Raw genomic sequence first — 19,829 nt, forward strand, 5'->3', positions numbered from 1 at the left:
TTTGACCGTTTGTGGCTAAAGCCGAAAGTGTTTCCGTGTGAAACTAGTTTCACAGTTTGGCCGGTTTTTGTTCGGATAGGGCGTCCCTCAGGGGGCGCCCTTTTTATTTTCGGGGGCTTTACGAATTGTCATAGTTTCGACACGGATTTGAGGCACAATAGGTAATCAGCCATCGCTGAGCCGCAGCATTTACTTCGGGAGCCAAGCTTTTGAGCCGTCTTATGAAAAGTAACTACAGCAACGTCGCGCAGCTAAAAGATTTGATGACCGTCCCCCCGATGACCGCCGCCCAGCACGCGGAAGTAATGCGCAAGCGCATTGCCCACCGCCGCATGGTCGAGGAAGCACGGGATCTGAAGAAAGCCAGCGGATCGCAGTTCGATAAACGCTAGGCTGGAGGGTAGTGCAGGTCTTAGTTGGACTCGCTGGTCGGCTTCATGCCGTTCCAGCGCGGGGCCATCGTGTGCTCAATGCCGAACAAATCGATGACCCGGCCGACCGTGTGGTCAACCATCTCTGCAATGCTTTGCGGGTTGTGATAAAAGCTGGGCAGCGGCGGGAAGATGATCCCGCCCATTTCCGTCACCGCCGTCATATTGCGCAAATGCGCCAGGTTGAACGGCGTTTCCCTCACCATCAGCACCAGCCGGCGGCGCTCCTTGAGCACCACGTCGGCCGCGCGCGCGATCAGGTTGTCCGACAGGCCGTGTGCCACGGACGCCAGCGTCTTCATCGAGCAAGGCGCGACGATCATCCCATCCGACTGGAAAGAACCGCTGGCGATCGAGGCGCCGACGTCGCGCACCTTGTGCACCACGTGGGCCAGCGCTTCGACTTCGCGCCGCTGCAGGCCGGTTTCCTGGTGCAGCGTGAGGACCGCGGCATCGGAGACGATCAGGTGCGTCTCTATGCCTGCGGTATGTTGCAACTGTTGCAGCAGACGCACGCCATACACCGCGCCGGTGGCGCCGGTGATGGCGATGATGATCCGCTGCCGCCGATCAGGCATCCAGCAGGGCCTTCAGCTCGCCGGACTCGAACATCTCGTTCATGATGTCCGAACCGCCGATGAACTCGCCCTTGACGTAGAGCTGGGGAATGGTCGGCCAGTTCGAGTAGTCCTTGATGCCCTGGCGGACTTCAGGATCTTCCAGCACGTTCACGGTTGCAATGTTCTCAACGCCGCAGGCCTTCAGGATCTGGATGGCGCGGCCGGAAAAGCCGCATTGCGGGAACTGGGCGGTGCCCTTCATGAACAGCACCACAGGGGTGCCGGTCACGGTTTCTTTGATCCAGGTTTGTACGTCGCTCATAGCTGCCTCAGTGAAAAGATGTAAATAGATGCCGTCATTTTATAAGAAAACGACGGCACCGGTATTTTTATGGCCGTTGGGTCAGCCGCGCAGCTTGGCGAACGCCGCCGCCATGCTGCCGCCGACCGGCTCGGACTTGGCGGCCTGCTTCTGGTGCTGGCCCATGCTCTTGCGGTCGTTGCGGTCGCCGCGCTGCTGCGGCTGCGAACCGGCTTGCGGCGCGCTGTCGCTCAGGCGCATGGTCAGGGCGATGCGCTTGCGCTTCTCGTCCACTTCCAGCACCTTGACCTTGACCACCTGGCCGGCCTTGACCACCGTGTGCGGATCCTTGACGAAGGTGTTCGACAAGGCCGAGATGTGCACCAGGCCGTCCTGGTGCACGCCGATGTCGACAAACGCGCCGAACGCCGCCACGTTGGTGACCACGCCTTCGAGGATCATGTCCGGACGCAGGTCGCGGATTTCTTCCACGCCGTCCTTGAAGGTGGCGGTGGTGAACTCGGGACGCGGATCGCGGCCCGGCTTCTCCAGCTCCTTCAGGATGTCGCTGATGGTCGGCACGCCGAACTTGTCGTCGGCGTACTTGGCCGGATTCAGCGTCTTGATCAGCGCGGTCTCGCCGATGACGGCCTTGATGTCCTTCTTGATGTCGCCGAGGATTTTTTCCACCAGCGGATACGATTCCGGGTGCACCGCCGACGCGTCCAGCGGGTTCTCGCCGCCCATCACGCGCAGGAAGCCGGCCGCCTGTTCGAAGGTCTTGTCGCCCAGGCGCGGCACCGCTTTCAGGCCGGCGCGCGAGGTGAACGCGCCCTTGATGTCGCGGTAGGACACGATGGCCTGCGCCACCGAGGCCGACAGGCCCGACACGCGCGCCAGCAGCGGCGCCGAGGCGGTGTTGACATCGACGCCGACCGCGTTCACGCAATCCTCGACCACCGCGTCCAGCGAGCGGGCCAGCTGGGTCTGCGAAACGTCGTGCTGGTACTGGCCGACGCCGATCGATTTCGGATCGATCTTGACCAGCTCGGCCAGCGGATCCTGCAAGCGGCGGGCGATCGACACCGCGCCGCGCAGCGACACGTCCATGTCCGGCAGCTCGCGCGAGGCGAATTCCGACGCCGAGTACACCGACGCGCCCGCTTCCGAGACGACGATCTTGGTCATTTTCTGTTCAGGGAATTGCTTGATCAAGTCCTGCGCCAGCTTGTCGGTTTCACGCGAGGCGGTGCCGTTGCCGATCGAAATCAGCGACACATTGTGCTTGGCGGCCAGCTTGCCCAAGGTGTGCAGCGAGCCGTCCCAGTCGTTTTTCGGTTGGTGCGGGTAGATCACGGCGGTATCGACCACCTTGCCGGTGGCGTCCACCACCGCCACCTTGACGCCGGTGCGCAGGCCAGGGTCCAGGCCCATGGTGGCGCGCTGGCCGGCCGGCGCGGCCAGCAGCAGCGCCTTCAGGTTGGTGGCGAAGACGTTGATCGCGTCCAGCTCGGAACGCTCGCGCAGCGCGCCCATCAGTTCGGTTTCCAGGTGCATGAAGCTCTTCACGCGCCAGGTCCAGCGGGCGGTGTCGCCCAGCCATTTGTCGGCCGGACGGCCCTGGTTCTTGATGCCGAAACGGGCGGCGATGCGGCCTTCGCACGGATTGTGCGGCGCATCCCACTTCGGTTTTTCGGCTTCCGTGTCCAGGCGCAGCACGACATCGAGAATGCCTTCGCGGCGGCCGCGCAACAAGGCCAGCGCGCGGTGCGACGGCACGGTGCCGATGGTCTCGGAATAGTCGAAGTAATCGGCGAATTTTTCGCCTTCGTCTTGCTTACCTTCAATAACCTTGGATTCAACAATGCCATGATCCAGTACGTATTCGCGCAAGGATTGCAGCAATGTTGCATCTTCGGCAAAGCGTTCCATCAGGATCTGGCGGGCGCCGTCCAGCGCGGCCTTGGTGTCGGCCACGCCCGGATTGTTGCCTTCGGCGGTGGTGAAGGCTTCGCGCAGGAACTTGTTGGCTTCCATCTCCGGGTTCAGTTCCGGGTTGTCCAGCAGGCCGTCGGCCAGCGGCGCCAGGCCCGCTTCGATGGCGATTTGCGCCTTGGTGCGGCGTTTTTGCTTGTATGGCAGGTATAAGTCTTCAAGACGGGTCTTGTCTTCTGCGTGCATGACAGCATCTAACAGTTCCGGCGTCATCTTATTCTGCTCGGTGATCGATGCAACAATCGCGGCGCGGCGGTCTTCCAGCTCGCGCAGGTAGCGCAGGCGTTCTTCGAGCAGGCGCAGTTGAATGTCGTCCAGGCCGCCGGTGGCTTCTTTCCGGTAGCGGGCGATGAAGGGCACCGTGGCGCCTTCGTCCAACAGGGCGATGGCGGCGGCAACCTGTACCGGTTTGCAAGTCAGTTCCAGGGCAAGACGTTGTTCGATTGAAGGCAACATGTGGGCGATTCCTAAGCAGTCAAGCCCGGAATCATACGCAATCGGCGCGAATGTGCCAGTCTTGACAGTCCAAAAGGACTGTGCACGACCTAAGGAACACGCAAGTAACACGTTTACATGCGGGTTTTATGAAGAATCCGCAAACACGAACGCGTGTATGGCGGATAATATCGCCTGTTGCCGTTTTTGAACCATCTTTGACCAACAATGCGACCTATGGATTTTACCCGCGACGACGCCACCGACGATGTTCCCGCCAAGCCAGCTGCTCCGGCCGCCCCAGCATCTCCCGCCCGCCCTGCGCCGCCCGCGAATCAATTGTCGTACGCCGTAGCCACCTGGCTGCAGCGTGTGGATGCGGCAGCGCATCCCAAAGCCAAACTGAACGCGCCGCCGGTCGATACTGATCCGAAGCAACAAACCCAATACAAGCTGATCTACGTGATGGCGCCCACCAGCGGCGGCCGCCATGTGGCGCTGTGCCTGTACAAGGCGCGCCTGCGCTCGAACGGCGACGTCGCCGCGGCCAGCCCGGTGAGCGAAGTGTTTTCGCTGCTGTCGGCGCCGCCGAGCTTCCTCGCGGCCGGCGACGAGGACTTGATCCGTTTCTTCGTTGCCATGCGCAGCGGACAGAATTCCCAGACCGGCTCCGCCACCGAGCCGCGCGGCAAGATCGGCGCGGCCCTGCTGAATATGCTGGCCGAACAGGATAAGTTGCTTTGGGCAAATTCCTGGGCCGACGTCGGCAACGGCCTGGTCTACCCGCTCAAGGGCGGCGTGATGCGCGAAGCCAACCTGGCCTGGCGCGAAGAAGGCAAGGGCCTGCGCCTCGGCTGGCAGGTGCAGGCGCCGCCGAACGCCAAGCATGTCGGCGCCGACCAGGTCGACTATATGCTGCCGACCGATCCGCCGTGGTATATCGACAATCTTTCCTGCGGCGTGCTGCAGCTGAACCAGGGCGGCGCGGCCATCCCGCTGGCCGATTTGCAGGCGCTGGTGGCGCAAGCCCCGCTGCTGACCAATAACGACAAGATGCGCGTGTCGCAGTTGCTGCTGGCCCACGGCCTGCAACAGCTGATGCCGCTGCCGCAACCGCTGCCGCAGCGCGTGCGCGACGACGTCAAGCCGCGTCCGGTGCTGACCCTGGACGCCGCCATGCTGGCCGACGGCTCGCTGCAACGCTGGCACGACTTCGCCGTGCTGTCCTTCGACTACGACGGCGAACGCGTTTCTTTCGACCCGTCGCAGCGCGTGGTGCGCCAGAAGGGCGAAGTCACCGAAATCATCCAGCGCGACAGCGCCGCCGAAGAGCTGGCCCTGTCGTTGCTGACCGAACGCCACTTCCTGCCGCCCGCCACCTTGCCGCTGAGCAGCGTCAAGGGCGGCCTGTTGCTGCCTAGCCAGGCCGAATGGCTGCGCTTCGCCCGCGACGGCATCGAGGCGCTGAAGCAAGCTGGCTGGAAAGTGGAAAAAACCGTCAAGTACCGCTACGACGTCAGCGACGTCGGCGACTGGTATGCCGACGTGGTGGAAGACCCGGCCGACGGCGGCCACGCCTGGTTCGAGCTGGAACTGGGCATCATGGTCGACCAGGACCGCGTGCCGCTGCTGCCGGTGCTGGTGCAGATGATACGCAGCGCGCCGAACGACTTCAATCCGAAAACCATCGCCCTGCACGGCGACGAGGACCAGATGCTGGCCACGCTGCCCGACGGCAGCCGCGTCGCCCTGCCGTGGGGCCGCGTCAAGCCCATCCTGACCACCTTGGGCGAGCTGTATTTCAGCGACAAGATCAAGACCTCGCTGCGCATGGCCACGCTGGACGCCGCGCGCCTGGACGACCTGTCCCGCAACGTCGAGCTGAACTGGACCGGCGGCGCCGAGCTGCGCGAAATGGGCGCCCGCCTGAACCAGTTCGGCGCCGTCAAGCGCATCGCCACCCCGGCCGGCCTGCAAGCAACGCTGCGCGACTACCAGACCGACGGTTTGTCGTGGATGCAGTTCCTGCGCGAATACGGCTTCGCCGGCATCCTGGCCGACGATATGGGCCTGGGCAAGACCGTGCAGACCCTGGCGCACATCCTGGTGGAAAAAGAAGCCGGCCGCCTGACCGCGCCGGCGCTGGTGATCGCGCCGACCAGCCTGATGGGCAACTGGCAGGAAGAGGCCGCGCGCTTCGCCCCCGGCCTGCGCGTGCTGCTGCTGCAAGGCAAGGACCGCATGGTCCAGTTCGACCAGATCGACGAAGCCGACCTGGTGCTCACCACCTACGCGCTGCTGCCGCGCGACGAGGAAAAACTGCGCGAGCATGATTTCCACCTGGTCATCCTGGACGAATCGCACTACATCAAGAACACCCGCAGCAAGGCCGCGCAAAGCGCCGGCCTGCTGCGCGCGCGCCACCGGCTGTGCCTGTCCGGCACGCCGCTGGAAAACCACCTGGGCGAGCTGTGGTCGCAATTCCACTTCCTGCTGCCGGGCCTGCTGGGCGACGAGAAGGGTTTCAACACCGTGTTCCGTCATCCGATCGAGCGCCAGGACGACCCGCTGCGGCGCGCGCTGCTGAACCGCCGCATCAAGCCTTTCCTGCTGCGCCGGACCAAGGACAACGTGGCCAAGGAATTGCCGCCGAAGACGGAGATGGTGCGCAAGGTCGAACTGACCGGCGCCCAGCGCGACCTGTATGAGACGGTGCGCCTGGCCATGGACCAGAAGGTGCGCGAGGAAATCGACCGCAAGGGCGTGGCGCGCAGCCAGATCGTCATCCTGGAGGCGCTGCTGAAGCTGCGCCAGGTGTGTTGCGATCCGCGCCTGGTCAAGTCGCTGCCGTCGAAGAAGCAGACGGCCGGCTCGGCCAAGCTGATCGACCTGATGCAGATGGTCGAGGATTTGCTGGAAGAGAACCGCAAGATCCTGGTGTTCTCGCAGTTCACCAGCATGCTGGAGTTGATCGAGGAGGAACTGGAAGCGCGCGATATCCCGTATGCGCTGCTGACCGGCGAAACCAAGGACCGCAGCGCGCAAGTGGCGGCCTTCCAGCAGGGCGCGGTGCCGATCTTCCTGATCAGCCTGAAAGCGGGCGGCGTCGGCCTCAACCTGACGGCGGCCGACACCGTGATCCACTACGATCCGTGGTGGAATCCTGCTGCGGAAAACCAGGCCACCGACCGCGCCTGGCGCATCGGCCAGGACAAGCCGGTGTTCGTCTACAAGCTGATCGCCAAGGGCACGCTGGAGGAAAAAATCCAGGTGCTGCAACAAAAAAAATCCGATCTGGCGCAATCCATCCTGGCCGAAGGCGAGTCGCAGAAAATGGCGCTCACCCAGGAAGATTTGCAGCAGATCTTCGCACCGCTGGCGGAATAGGTGGCGACCGTCGCCGAACTGCAAGCGGCATTGCGCCAGTCGCAGGCCGAGGCGGAGCGCTATCGCCTGCTGCTCCAGCACAGCGGCGAGGTCAGCTGGATGGCCGACTGCGCCAGCCTGCGATTGTCCTGGCTCAGTCCGGCCGCCGAGCGCCAGTTCGGCTACACGCTGGACTCGGCGCAGGCGCTGGCGGCCGGCCTGTTGCAGCAGTTGCCCGCCAGGCTGGAGCGCCATGCCGGCGGCGACCGGAGCCGCATGCGCCTGCTGCGTGAAACCGAACTGCCCCATGCGGACGGCCGCCTGCTGCCGGTGGAAATCGAATCGACGCTGATCCTCGACGAGCGCGGCGTCGCCATCTCCGTGGTCGGCGTGGTGCGCGACCTGAGCGCGCGCCGCGAACTGGCCGCGCAGCAGAAAAAATTCGCCTCCATGCTGTCACACGAATTCCGCACGCCGCTGTCGACCATCGACGGCGCCGTGCAGCGGCTGGAGATGACCGGCGCCCACCACGACGAAGGCACCCGCAAGCGCTACCGCAAGATCCAGACCGCAGTCGACCGCATGCTGGCGATGCTGGACGAGTACCTGTCGCCCGATCGCATGGCCAGCATCGGCCGCGAGCGCCAGCCGAATGAAATCTGCCCGGCCACGCTGCTGGAGGCGGTGGCCGAGCAGGCCCGCAGCCGCCGTCCGGCCGTGAGCGTGCGGACCGAATCGCTGCCGCAATGGATGCGCTGCGACCCCGCCGGTGTGCGTTTATGTCTGGAAATTTTGCTCGACAATGCAATTAAGTACACGACTGCCAATACTCCGATAGAATTGATAGGCAAAATGGCAAGCGAGGGCGGCGTCGAGTTCCTGGTGCGCGATCACGGAGCCGGCTTGCCGGCGGCGGAATTGGCGCATGTGTTCGACAAATCCTTCCGTGGCAGCAACGCCGCCGGCATCGCCGGATCGGGGTTGGGCCTGTACATGGCGCGCGCGGTGGTGGATGTACACGGCGGAACGCTGACGGCAACAAATGTTTCTGAAAGCGGCACGGAATTTCGGATTTGGCTGCCCATAGCGGCCAGCGCCGGGAAAAGCCTTGCGCGGGCGGGTGGCAGCAGTGATAATTCCTCGAGCGCAAGCTGAAATAGCAAGGCAGGACTGAGCACTGTTGCTCAATAATCGATCGAATGGCGCATCAATGACGCAAATACTCATCGTGGAAGACAATCTGGACTATGCCGAAGAAATGGCAGAGTTTTTGACTGAGCTTGAACACGAAGTGCACATCACTAACAACGCCAGCGAAATGTGGTCGGCCCTGAGCCAGGGCAACGTCGGCGTGGTGGTGCTCGATCTGGGCCTGCCGGACGAAGACGGTTTCAATGTGATACCCCGGATGCGCCAGTTGTACCCGCAAATCGGCCTGCTGGTGTTGACCGGCCGGGTCGCGTTCGACAACCGCATCCTCGGTCTGCGCCTGGGCGCCGACCACTACCTGACCAAGCCGATCAAATTCCCGGAACTGGCCGCCCACATCGAGGCGCTGGACCGTCGCGTCGGGCCGCAGGAAACCATCCCGGCGCCGAGCAAGTGGACGCTCAAAGTCAGCGCCCGCCAGCTGGAGCTGCAAGGCATGGCGATCACCTTGACCGAAAAAGAATGCAATTTCCTGCATCTGCTGACGATTAACACCCGTCCCGTGCCGCGCCAGGTCATCGTGGCCGGCATCGGCGGCGACGATCCCGACGCCGGACGCCGGGTCGACATGCTGGTGTATCGTTTACGCAAAAAAGCCCGCACCGGCCTGGGCCAGGACCTGCCGCTGCGCAGCGCCTATGGCGAAGGCTACAGCCTGTCCGCCAGCTTCAACCTGTCTTGATCGAATTTTGATCGAATTCCGATAGTAATTTTGTTCTGTGGAAATGTGAGAGTTTCCTAAGCGCAGCTTTGACGTAGCATGAATTTTCCACCTACACCTGTTGGGGAGAATTGTAATGCGTTACAGCGATTGGAAGATTGGGATACGCCTGGCCGGCGGCTTCGGCCTGGTGATGTTGTTGGTGGTCGGCATGGCCATGGCAGGCATGTGGCGCTTGCAGGCGGTAGGCGACCTGACGGAACAGATGGTCGGCAGCGCCAGCGTCAAGGAGCGCCTGACCGCCGAATGGCATAACCAGATCGGCATCAGCGGCGTCGGCGTACTGGCCTTTGCCCGCAATACCGAAACCGCCGAGTCTCCGGCTCTCTCCGAAAAAGCCGCCGCCACCCGCGCGCGCGTCAACGCCATCCAGAAGCAACTCGAACCCCTGCTCTCCAGCAATGAGGAAAAAGCCTTGCTGGAGTCCGTCGCATCGGTGCGCAAGACTTATGCGGCCAGCCGCGACCTCTTGTTCAAGCTCAAGAAAAGCGGCGACATCGCCGGCGCCCGCGCGCTGGCCGACAGCAAGCTGGAACAGCAATTCAATGCTTATATGGACAGCGTGCAGAAAATCGGCGACTACGAGGCTGGCGTCGGCCGTGCGCTAGCCGACGACGTGCAGCAGCAATACCATTCCGGCCAGCGCTTCCTGCTGGGACTGACTGCCGGGGCGCTGGCGCTGGGCGCCTGGTTCGCCTACATCATCGGCGTCTCGATCACCGGTCCCATCCATAAAGCGGTGCGGGTGGCGCAGACCGTCGCCGCCGGCGACTTGAGCAGCAAGATCGACGTGCGCAGCAAGGACGAGACCGGCATGTTGCTGCAAGCGCTGAAGGACATGAACGCCAGCCTGGTCAATATCGTCGGCCAGGTCCGCAGCGGCACCGACACCATCGCCACCGCTTCCGGCCAGATCGCCAGCGGCAACCTCGATTTGTCGGCCCGCACCGAGCAGCAGGCCAGTTCGCTGCAACAAACCGCCTCGTCGATGGAAGAACTGACCGCCACCGTCAAGCAGAACGGCAGCAATTCGCGCCAGGCGCATAGCTTGGCGCTGTCTGCCTCGGAAGTGGCGGTCAAGGGCGGCAGCGTGGTCGACGAAGTGGTCGACACCATGAGCGAGATCAGCGCCTCCGCGCATAAAATTGTCGACATCATCGCCGTTATCGACGGCATCGCCTTCCAGACCAATATCCTGGCGCTGAACGCGGCGGTGGAGGCGGCCCGCGCCGGCGACCAAGGCCGCGGCTTCGCCGTGGTGGCGACCGAAGTGCGCAACCTGGCCCAGCGCAGCGCCAGCGCGGCCCAGGAAATCAAGGCCCTGATCGGCGATTCGGTCAGCAAGGTGGAAAGCGGCGCGCGCCTGGTGACCCAAGCCGGCAGCACGATGCGGGAAATCGTCGTCAACGTGCGGCGGGTGACCGATATCATCGGTGAAATCACCGCCGCCAGCGCCGAGCAGACCAACGGCATCGAACAAATCAACCGCGCCATCGCACAAATGGACCAGGTGACGCAGCAGAATGCCGCGCTGGTCGAGGAAGCGGCGGCGGCCGCCGCCGCCCTGCAGGACCAGAGCGGCGCGCTGGCTCGGGTGGTCAGCGTGTTCCAGCTTTCCGGCAATATGAGCAAAAAGAGGGACAGAGTCATGCCGGTTTTGCTGGGCGCTTGAATAATCGGGGACAGAGTGGTGTAGAATTGCCGTATTCGATACATTTTGCTCAAATTTATGGCACGTCTACCCCGCTTGATCGTCCCCGGCCAGCCGCATCACGTTATCCAGACCGGTAATAACAACCAAACCATCTTCCAGGACACGGAAGACTATCAAACCTTCCTGGGCTGGCTGCGCGCCGCCGCCAAGAACTACAAAGTGGCGGTGCACGCCTATGTCTTGATGCCGAATCACTTGCATTTGCTGGTCACGCCGGCCGATTCGGATGGCCTGGGCCAGATGATGCAGTGGATAGGACGCTACTACGTGCCCTATTTCAACCAAAAATATGGCCGCAGCGGCACTTTGTGGAACGGACGCTACAAAACCTCGCTTATCGACGCAGAGCAATACTTCATGTCGTGCAGCCGATATATCGAGTTCAATCCGGTGCGCAACGGCATGGTCGGGCGGGCCGAGGATTATCCGTGGTCCAGCTATGCGCACCACGCCGGGCTGCGCTCGGACGGCCTGATCGTCGACCATCCGAAGTTCTGGGAGCTGGGCAACACGCCTTTCCAGCGCGAGGCGGCCTATATCGCGCTGGCCGAGCCGGCGCTGAGCGAGGACGAGGTGGCCAGCATCAGCAAGGCGCTGCTCAAGGGCTGGCCACTGGGTACCGAGCAATTCAAGACGGCGCTGCAGCACAAGGTCAAGCGCCAGGTATTGCCGGCCAAGCGCGGCAGACCGTTCAAAATCAAGCCGGAAGCGGCCTGAACAGCTAGCTGATACCGCAGGAATCGCCAGTTCCTGCGGTTTTTTTAGAATCGCATTCACTCTGTCCCTAATTAAAATTTTCGGAATCTTTGAAAAAATTAATGTGACTCCGACCCTAATTGTTATTGTTGAAGTTTACGCTGCATTGCACTACTCTAGCTTTTCGTTAGTCAAAATTGCAGTGGAGAGCCCCATGAAAGCCCAAGGTCTGTACGATCCGTCCAATGAACACGATGCCTGCGGCGTCGGTTTCGTCGCCCACATCAAGGGCAACAAGAGCCACTCCATCGTGGAACAGGGTCTGTTGATCCTGAAAAACCTCGATCACCGGGGCGCCGTCGGCGCCGATGCGCTGATGGGCGATGGCGCCGGCATCCTGATCCAGATTCCCGACCAGTACTACCGCGACGAGATGGCCAAGCAAGGCGTGGAACTGCCGCCGCCAGGCGAGTACGGCGTCGGCATGGTGTTCCTGCCTAAAGAGAATGCATCGCGCATCGCTTGCGAACAGGAAATCGAGCGCGCCGTGCGCGCCGAAGGCCAGGTCGTGCTGGGCTGGCGCAATGTGCCGGTCGACTGCGACATGCCGATGTCCCCTACCGTGCGCGCCAAAGAGCCGGTGATCCGCCAGATCTTCATCGGCCGCGGCGCCGACATCATGGTGACCGACGCGCTGGAACGTAAGCTGTACGTGATCCGCAAATCGTCGGGCCACGCCATCCAGGCCTTGAAACTGATCCACGGCAAAGAATTCTTCGTGGCCTCGCTGTCGGCCCGTACCATCGTCTACAAGGGCCTGCTGCTGGCCGACCAGGTTGGCGTGTACTACAAAGACCTGCAAGACGCGCGCTGCATTTCCGCGCTGGCGCTGGTGCACCAGCGTTTCTCGACCAACACCTTCCCGGAATGGCCGCTGGCCCACCCGTACCGCCTGATCGCCCACAACGGCGAGATCAACACCGTCAAAGGCAACTTCAACTGGATGCGCGCCCGTGAAGGCGTGATGAAATCCGCCGTGCTGGGCGACGATCTGCAGAAACTGTTCCCGCTGATCTACGAAGGCCAGTCGGACACCGCCTGCTTCGACAACGCGCTGGAACTGCTGCTGATGGCAGGCTATCCTATCGCCCAGGCGATGATGATGATGATCCCGGAAGCCTGGGAAAATCACGGCACGATGGACGACAATCGCCGCGCGTTCTACGAATATCACGCCGCAATGATGGAACCATGGGACGGCCCGGCCGCCATGGCCTTCACCGACGGCCGCTACATCGGCGGCACGCTGGACCGCAATGGTTTGCGTCCGGCCCGCTACATCGTCACCGACGACGACCTGGTGGTGATGGCGTCGGAATCGGGCGTGCTGCCGATTCCCGAATCGAAAATCATCCAGAAATGGCGTCTGCAACCAGGCAAGATGTTCCTGATCGACCTGGAAGCCGGTCGCATCATCGACGATAAAGAGCTGAAAGACACCTACGCCAACGCCAAGCCCTACAAGGCATGGATCAACGCGGTGCGCATCAAGCTCAACGAAATCAAGCTGAGCGAAAGCCAGCTGGCGCACAACCGCGCCAAGGACGTCGCGCCGGCACAAGGCGAAAAAGCCACGCCGTCGCTGCTGGACCGCCAGCAAGCCTTCGGCTACACCCAGGAAGACCTGAAATTCCTGATGGCGCCTATGGCCGCCGCCGGCGAAGAAGCCACCGGCTCGATGGGCAACGACTCGCCGCTGGCCGTCATGTCCAACAAGCTGAAGCCGCTGTACAACTACTTCAAGCAGCTGTTCGCGCAAGTGACCAACCCGCCGATCGACCCGATCCGCGAAGCGATGGTGATGTCGCTGGTGTCCTTCATCGGCCCCAAGCCTAACCTGCTGGACACCAACAACGTCAATCCGCCGATGCGCCTGGAAGTATCGCAGCCGGTGCTGGGCTTCGACGACATGGCCCGCCTGCGCGGCATCAGCCAGCATACCGGCGGCAAGTTCAAGTCATATGAGCTCAACATCTGCTATCCGCTGGCATGGGGCAAGGACGGCGTGGAAGCCTGCCTGGCCTCGCTGTGCGCCGAAGCGGTCGATGCGGTCAAGTCCGGCCACAACATCCTGATCGTGTCGGACCGCTCGGTCGGCCCGGACCGCGTGGCGATTCCCGCGCTGCTGGCGACCTCGACCGTGCACCAGCACCTGGTCAGCAAGGGCCTGCGCGCGTCCACCGGCCTGGTCGTCGAGACCGGCTCGGCCCGCGAGACCCACCACTTCGCGCTGCTGGCAGGCTACGGCGCCGAAGCGATCCATCCTTACCTGGCGATGGAAACGCTGGTCGAGATGTCGCTGGGCATGCCTGGCGACATGACCGGCGACAAGGCGGTCTACAACTACACCAAGGCCATCGGCAAGGGCCTGATGAAGGTCATGTCCAAGATGGGCATTTCGACCTACATGTCCTACTGCGGCGCGCAGATCTTCGAAGCTGTCGGCCTGAACAAGTCGCTGGTCGACAAGTATTTCAAGGGCACGGCCTCCAACGTGGAAGGCATCGGCGTGTTTGAAGTGGCGGAAGAAGCGCTGCGCCTGCACAACCTGGCCTTCGGCAACGATCCTGTGCTGGAAAACCACCTCGACGCCGGCGGCGAATACGCCTACCGCGTGCGCGGCGAAGACCACCTGTGGACTCCGGATGCGATCGCCAAGTTGCAGCATTCGACCCGCAGCAACAACTTCTCCAGCTACAAGGAGTACGCCCAGATCATCAACGACCAGAGCAAGCGTCACCTGACCTTGCGCGGCCTGTTCGAGTTCAAGCTCGATCCGACCAAGGCGATCCCGCTGGACGAAGTCGAATCGGCCAAGGAAATCGTCAAGCGCTTCGCGACCGGCGCGATGTCCATGGGTTCGATCTCGACCGAAGCCCACGCCACGCTGGCGGTGGCGATGAACCGCATCGGCGGCAAGTCCAACACCGGCGAAGGCGGCGAAGATCCATCGCGCTACACGATGGAACTGAAAGGCATCAAGATCAAGCAGGGCGAGACCATGGCCTCGGTCATGGGCAAAGAGCAGATGGTGGTCGACATTCCGTTGCAGGAAGGCGATTCGCTGCGCTCGCGCATCAAGCAGGTGGCGTCCGGCCGCTTCGGCGTGACCGCGGCCTACCTGAACTCGGCCGACCAGATCCAGATCAAGATGGCGCAGGGCGCCAAGCCGGGCGAAGGCGGCCAGCTGCCGGGCCATAAAGTATCCGAATACATCGCCACCTTGCGCTTCTCGGTGCCGGGCGTGGGCCTGATTTCGCCGCCGCCGCACCACGATATTTATTCGATCGAAGATCTGGCCCAGCTGATCCACGACTTGAAGAACGCCAACCCGCGCGCTTCGATCTCGGTCAAGCTGGTGTCGGAAGTCGGCATCGGCACCGTGGCCGCCGGCGTGACCAAGGCCAAGGCCGATCACGTTGTGGTCGCCGGCCATGACGGCGGCACCGGCGCTTCGCCGCTGTCGTCGGTCAAGCACGCTGGTACGCCGTGGGAGTTGGGTCTTGCAGAGACCCAACAAACTCTGGTGCTGAACGGTCTGCGCAGCCGTATTCGGGTGCAAGCCGACGGCCAGATGCGTACCGGCCGCGACGTCGTCATCGCCGCCATGCTGGGCGCCGACGAAATCGGCTTCGCCACCGCACCGCTGGTGGTCGAGGGTTGCATCATGATGCGCAAATGCCATCTGAACACTTGCCCGGTCGGCGTCGCCACGCAGGATCCTGTGCTGCGCGCCAAGTTCTCCGGCAAGCCTGAGTACGTGGTGAATTACTTCTTCTTCGTCGCCGAAGAAGCTCGCCAGCTGATGGCGCAACTGGGCATCCGCACGTATGACGAGCTGATCGGCCGTGTCGACCTGCTGGACAAATCCAAGGCGATCACGCACTGGAAAGCCAAGGGCCTGGACTTCAGCAACATCTTCTACTCGCCGGAAGTGCCGAGTGGCGACTCGATCTATCACACGCAGGAACAGGACCACTGCCTGGACAAGGCGCTCGATCACAAGCTGATCGCGCAAGCCAAGGCCGCGCTGGAAAAAGGCGAACGCGTGTCGTTCATCTCGCCGGTACGCAACGTCAACCGCACCGTCGGCACCATGCTGTCGGGTGAAGTGGCCAAGCGCTACGGCCACGCCGGCCTGCCGGACGACACCATCCACATCCAGCTGCAAGGCACGGCGGGCCAGTCGGCCTGTGCCTTCCTGGCGCACGGCATCACGATCGACCTGGTCGGCGAGGGTAACGATTACGTCGGCAAGGGCTTGTCGGGCGGCCGCATCATCGTGCGTCCGAACACCGAGTTCCGCGGCTGGGCGGTAAACAACATCATCATCGGCAACACCGTGCTGTACGGCGCGATCGCCGGCGAAGCCTTCTTCAATGGCGTGGCCGGCGAGCGTTTCGCCGTGCGTAACTCGGGCGCCACCGCCATCGTCGAAGGCACCGGCGACCACGGTTGCGAATACATGACCGGCGGCACCGTGGTGGTGCTGGGCGCCACCGGCCGCAACTTCGCGGCGGGCATGTCGGGCGGTATCGCCTACGTGTACGACCCGGACGGCGATTTCGAAGCGCGCTGCAACACCTCGATGGTGACCTTGGAGCCGGTGCTGACCATCAAGGAGCAGGAAGCCCAGAGCGAAACCTGGCACGTGCAGCACAAGGACCTCGGCCGCGAAGCGGATGAAGTGATCCTGAAGCGTTTGATCGAGCGTCACTTCAAGCACACCGGCAGCACCCGTGCCCGCCTGTTGCTGGACAACTGGGCCGAAGGCCGCGGCAAATTCGTCAAGGTATTCCCAAGCGAATACAAGCGCGCCCTGGCCGAAATGGCCGAGGACGTGGCGAACGAAGCCGCATCCGCCCAGCCGATCGCAGCATAAGACAGCCAAGAACGTCGTCATTCCCGCGAAAGCGGGAATCCATAGAACGCTAGCTCAGCATGGATCCCCGCCTGCGCGGGGATGACGGAGCAACAGATAACTAAAGGAATTATCGTGGGTAAAATCACCGGCTTCATGGAATTCAAGCGTCAGGACGAGAGCTATCTTCCGCCTGCTACGCGTTTGAAAAACTATTCGGAATTCGTCATCACCCTGACCAATGAACAGGCCAAGGTGCAGGGCGCGCGCTGCATGGATTGCGGCATCCCGTTCTGCAACACCGGCTGCCCGGTCAACAACATCATCCCGGACTGGAATGACCTGGTCTATCGCGGCAATTACCGCGAGGCGCTGGACACCCTGCACTCGACCAACAACTTCCCGGAATTCACCGGCCGCATCTGCCCTGCGCCGTGCGAGTCCGCCTGCACGCTGGGCATCAACAACGATCCGGTCGGCATCAAGTCGATCGAGCACAAGATCATCGATGAAGGCTGGGACCACGGCTGGGTCGTGCCGCAGCCGGCCGAACAGCAATCCGGCAAGAAAGTGGCCGTGGTCGGTTCCGGTCCTGCCGGCCTGGCGGCGGCGCAGCAGCTGGCGCGCGCCGGCCACGCCGTCACCGTGTTTGAAAAGAGCGACCGCGTCGGCGGCCTGCTGCGCTACGGCATTCCAGACTTCAAGATGGAAAAGTCGCACATCGACCGCCGTATCAAGCAGATGGAAGCCGAAGGCGTGGTATTCCGCACCAGCGTGCTGGTTGGCAAGGACTTCCCGGCCAACGTCAACAACTGGGCCAAGGAAACCATCTTCCCTGAAGACCTCGCCAAGGACTTCGACGCCGTCGTCCTGGCCGGCGGCGCGGAACAGCCGCGCGACCTGCCTGTGCCTGGCCGCGAGCTGAAGGGCGTGCACTTCGCCATGGACTTCCTGCCGCTGCAAAACAAGGTCAACGCCGGCGACAAGGTCAAGGACCAGCTGAAAGCCACCGGCAAGCACGTGGTGGTGATCGGCGGCGGCGATACCGGTTCCGACTGCGTCGGCACCTCGAACCGCCACGGCGCCGCCTCGGTGACCCAGTTCGAACTGATGCCCATGCCGCCTGAGCAAGAGAACAAGCCGCTGGTGTGGCCTTACTGGCCGACCAAGCTGCGCACCTCCTCGTCGCACGAGGAAGGCTGCGAGCGCGACTGGGCGGTGGCCACCAAGCGCCTGGAAGGCAAGAACGGCAAGGTCGAGAAGCTGGTCGCCTGCCGCGTCGAGTGGAAAGACGGCAAGATGAGCGAAGTGCCGAACTCGGAATTCGAGATGAAGGCAGACCTGGTGCTGCTGGCCATGGGCTTCGTGTCGCCGGTCGCCAACGTGCTGGATGCGTTCGGTGTTGAAAAAGATGCACGCGGCAACGCCAAGGCCACCACGGACGGCGAAGGCTGCTACAAGACTTCCGCTCCCAACGTATTTGCCGCCGGCGACGTTCGCCGCGGCCAGTCGCTGGTGGTGTGGGCGATCCGCGAAGGCCGCCAGTGCGCGCGCGCGGTCGATGAGTTTTTGATGGGCAGTTCGGAACTACCGCGCTAATCCCTGCGGCCGTAACAGCCTGTCTCCGCCGGTAGTGAATGGGTGATCCCCGTTCCTGCCGGTTTTTTTTATTCTGAGGCGGTGATCTTGGCAGCGTCCCTGGCGATCGCCGCCGGATCGATCCGCATCGCCCGCGCGCGCGCCTGGGCTGCCGCTTCCATGTCGCCGCAGCGCTCGCATGCCGTGGCGAGATCGAGCAGCGCTTCCGCTGAACGCGGTCCCAGGCTGACCGCGCGGCCATAGGCGCTGGCCGCATGCCGCCACTGCCCCAGCATGCGCCCGGCCATCCCCAGTCCGGACCAGGCGAAATAGTCGCGCCCGTCATGCGCGATCGCGGCGCGGAAGCTGGCGGCCGCCAATTCCCATTCCCCTTGCACCAGGTGGGCCCGGCCCAGCCACATGGCGGCGTTGACTGGCGGCGTGGCGGCGTTCGGGGAGCTGGCCTGGAGGTGCGCCAATGCGCCCAAGCGCGCCATCGCCTGCGGCCAGTCGCCGCTGGCAAGGGCAACCATGCCTTCGGTCGCATCGGCCCAGGCGCCTCCCGCCCGCACCAGCGGGAAATCGCGCGCGATGGCCAGGCATTCGTCGAATTGGCCGGCCAGCAGCAATTGCTCGGCCAGCGCGATGCGCACGTTCAGGTCGCCGTCGAAGCGCTGCTGCAATGCGCGCAACTGCTCCAGCGCCGCGCTGCGGTTGCCGCGCAACGCCGTCATCGATGCCAGTGCCAAGCGCGTCTCGCATTCGATCTGGCGGACAAACGTAATCTGCGGCGCGAAATCGGGCAGCGTCAAACCCTCTCGTTCGAACATGGCCGATTCCGCTGCCGATAGTGCCGGCGCGTCTGGCGTGACGCTGATATCGGATGGCGTCAGCGGCGCCACTGTGGCGACTGTCGCGGCGTCCATGCGGACCGGCGTGATGGTCAACGCCTCTTCGATAACCCGTCCATCGAGGCCGGCGCCGGCCGGCAGGTCCAGCACCGCCGCTACGGTCGGCCAGATATCGCAGGCGGCCACCGGCGCAACTGTGTGGTCGCGCGCGATGCCCGGGCCGCACAGCAGCATGAAGCCGGCGTCGCGCGCGCCGTTCGACAGGATCGCGAAACAGGCGTCGCGGCCGGCAAGGTTTTGGTAGCGGCCGCACAGCAGGTCGAGAAACTGGTAGCAGCGGGCCAGGCAGGTGCTGGCCGCGTGCCGGTCCGCTACCTCGGCCAGCGCGGCGGCCATGACGGCGAGAAATGGCAGGCGCAACATCAGCACGTCGGCGCCGCGCTCTTCGATGGCGGCAGTTCCCAGCGCGTGCAAGGTCGCGCATTCGGCCAGTGCCGTCGCCGTCGTGCCCGCCAGTCGGCGCCGGGCGGCCGTGTCTAGCGGAGCCAGCAGGAAATGAAGGTCTTGTGCCTGGATGTCGCCGGGCGCCAGGCGCGCCGCGTGCACCAGCTCGCGCGCTTCGGGGGGCCAGACTGCTTGCGGGTCCAGCGGCCAGGCATGCTCGTGGTTGGCCGGCGCGGCGCCGGCGCCCGGCGCGATGACGGTGCCGTGCTGCAGCCGCAGCCCGCGCGTGGCCGGCCAGCCGATGACGGCGGCGTGTCGGCCGGCGGCGTCGGCCGCGTGCCAGATGGCCTCGGTGCGCAGCGCGGAGGCGTCGGGCGCTTGCACGAACAGGGAGCCGTCGATGGCCGTCAGCGGGTGCAGGATGCCGTGGCGGTCCGGCTGCATGCCGCTGGCGATGCTGGCCCAACCGCTGTCGGCGCAGGCCGGCAACGGAAAGTCGAGCGGCGCCCAAGTGCCCACGCCAATCAGGCTGGAGAGAAAAGGCGTCAGTTCGCCCTGGTCCAGCTCCTGCAACAGACGCCAGTCGGCGCCGTCGAGTGCCAGCATG

The 19,829-nt window shown here is 63.5% G+C and carries 12 protein-coding genes; 8 read left to right on the forward strand and 4 right to left on the reverse strand.

Features of this window, described 5'->3' with window-relative positions; genetic code table 11:
- Positions 1 to 221: 221 nt before the first annotated feature.
- Complete coding sequence (locus tag V6M89_RS14640) at positions 222 to 392, forward strand: hypothetical protein (protein WP_020703835.1); 171 nt, start codon at positions 222 to 224, stop codon at positions 390 to 392.
- 20 nt (positions 393 to 412) lie between these two features.
- Here V6M89_RS14640 and V6M89_RS14645 read toward each other — a convergent pair whose 3' ends face one another.
- From V6M89_RS14645 to V6M89_RS14655, 3 genes are all read right to left on the reverse strand, one after another.
- Positions 413 to 1,009 (reverse strand): UbiX family flavin prenyltransferase, encoded by a 597-nt coding sequence (locus V6M89_RS14645; protein WP_332853851.1) that lies wholly within the window; start codon positions 1,007 to 1,009, stop codon positions 413 to 415.
- On the reverse strand, positions 1,002 to 1,313 hold the full coding sequence (grxD, locus tag V6M89_RS14650) for a Grx4 family monothiol glutaredoxin (protein ID WP_315399911.1): 312 nt from the start codon (positions 1,311 to 1,313) through the stop codon (positions 1,002 to 1,004). Before grxD ends, V6M89_RS14645 begins: the two co-directional genes overlap by 8 nt.
- An 81-nt stretch (positions 1,314 to 1,394) precedes the next feature.
- A complete protein-coding gene (locus V6M89_RS14655) occupies positions 1,395 to 3,743 on the reverse strand; it encodes a Tex family protein (protein WP_116991388.1) in 2,349 nt (782 codons plus the stop codon).
- A gap of 216 nt (positions 3,744 to 3,959) precedes the next feature.
- Between V6M89_RS14655 and V6M89_RS14660 the strand changes: the two genes are divergently transcribed.
- From V6M89_RS14660 to V6M89_RS14690, 7 genes are all read left to right on the forward strand, one after another.
- On the forward strand, positions 3,960 to 7,109 hold the full coding sequence (locus V6M89_RS14660) for a DEAD/DEAH box helicase (RefSeq protein ID WP_332853852.1): 3,150 nt from the start codon (positions 3,960 to 3,962) through the stop codon (positions 7,107 to 7,109).
- Positions 7,110 to 8,243: a PAS domain-containing sensor histidine kinase gene (locus tag V6M89_RS14665; RefSeq protein WP_332853853.1), complete on the forward strand. Its 1,134-nt coding sequence runs from the start codon at positions 7,110 to 7,112 to the stop codon at positions 8,241 to 8,243.
- A gap of 55 nt (positions 8,244 to 8,298) precedes the next feature.
- Complete coding sequence (locus V6M89_RS14670; RefSeq protein ID WP_116991391.1) at positions 8,299 to 8,979, forward strand: response regulator transcription factor; 681 nt, start codon at positions 8,299 to 8,301, stop codon at positions 8,977 to 8,979.
- 115 nt (positions 8,980 to 9,094) lie between these two features.
- Entirely contained in the window at positions 9,095 to 10,690 is a 1,596-nt protein-coding gene (locus tag V6M89_RS14675) for a methyl-accepting chemotaxis protein (protein WP_332853854.1), read from the forward strand.
- Positions 10,691 to 10,747: 57 nt separating this feature from the next.
- Entirely contained in the window at positions 10,748 to 11,449 is a 702-nt protein-coding gene (locus tag V6M89_RS14680) for an REP-associated tyrosine transposase (RefSeq protein ID WP_332853855.1), read from the forward strand.
- Between the two features lie 193 nt (positions 11,450 to 11,642).
- Complete coding sequence (locus V6M89_RS14685) at positions 11,643 to 16,370, forward strand: glutamate synthase-related protein (protein ID WP_332853856.1); 4,728 nt, start codon at positions 11,643 to 11,645, stop codon at positions 16,368 to 16,370.
- A 114-nt stretch (positions 16,371 to 16,484) separates the two neighbouring features.
- On the forward strand, positions 16,485 to 17,948 hold the full coding sequence (locus V6M89_RS14690; RefSeq protein ID WP_332853857.1) for a glutamate synthase subunit beta: 1,464 nt from the start codon (positions 16,485 to 16,487) through the stop codon (positions 17,946 to 17,948).
- A 68-nt stretch (positions 17,949 to 18,016) separates the two neighbouring features.
- On the opposite strand, the gene V6M89_RS14695 is transcribed toward V6M89_RS14690, so the two are convergent.
- Positions 18,017 to 19,828, reverse strand: coding sequence for an alkaline phosphatase family protein (locus V6M89_RS14695; protein ID WP_332853858.1), 1,812 nt, complete (start codon positions 19,826 to 19,828; stop codon positions 18,017 to 18,019).
- Position 19,829 lies beyond the last annotated feature (1 nt).

Origin of the sequence: Duganella sp. S19_KUP01_CR8 (assembly GCF_036688705.1) — a bacterium.
Taxonomy (GTDB): domain Bacteria; phylum Pseudomonadota; class Gammaproteobacteria; order Burkholderiales; family Burkholderiaceae_D; genus Rugamonas.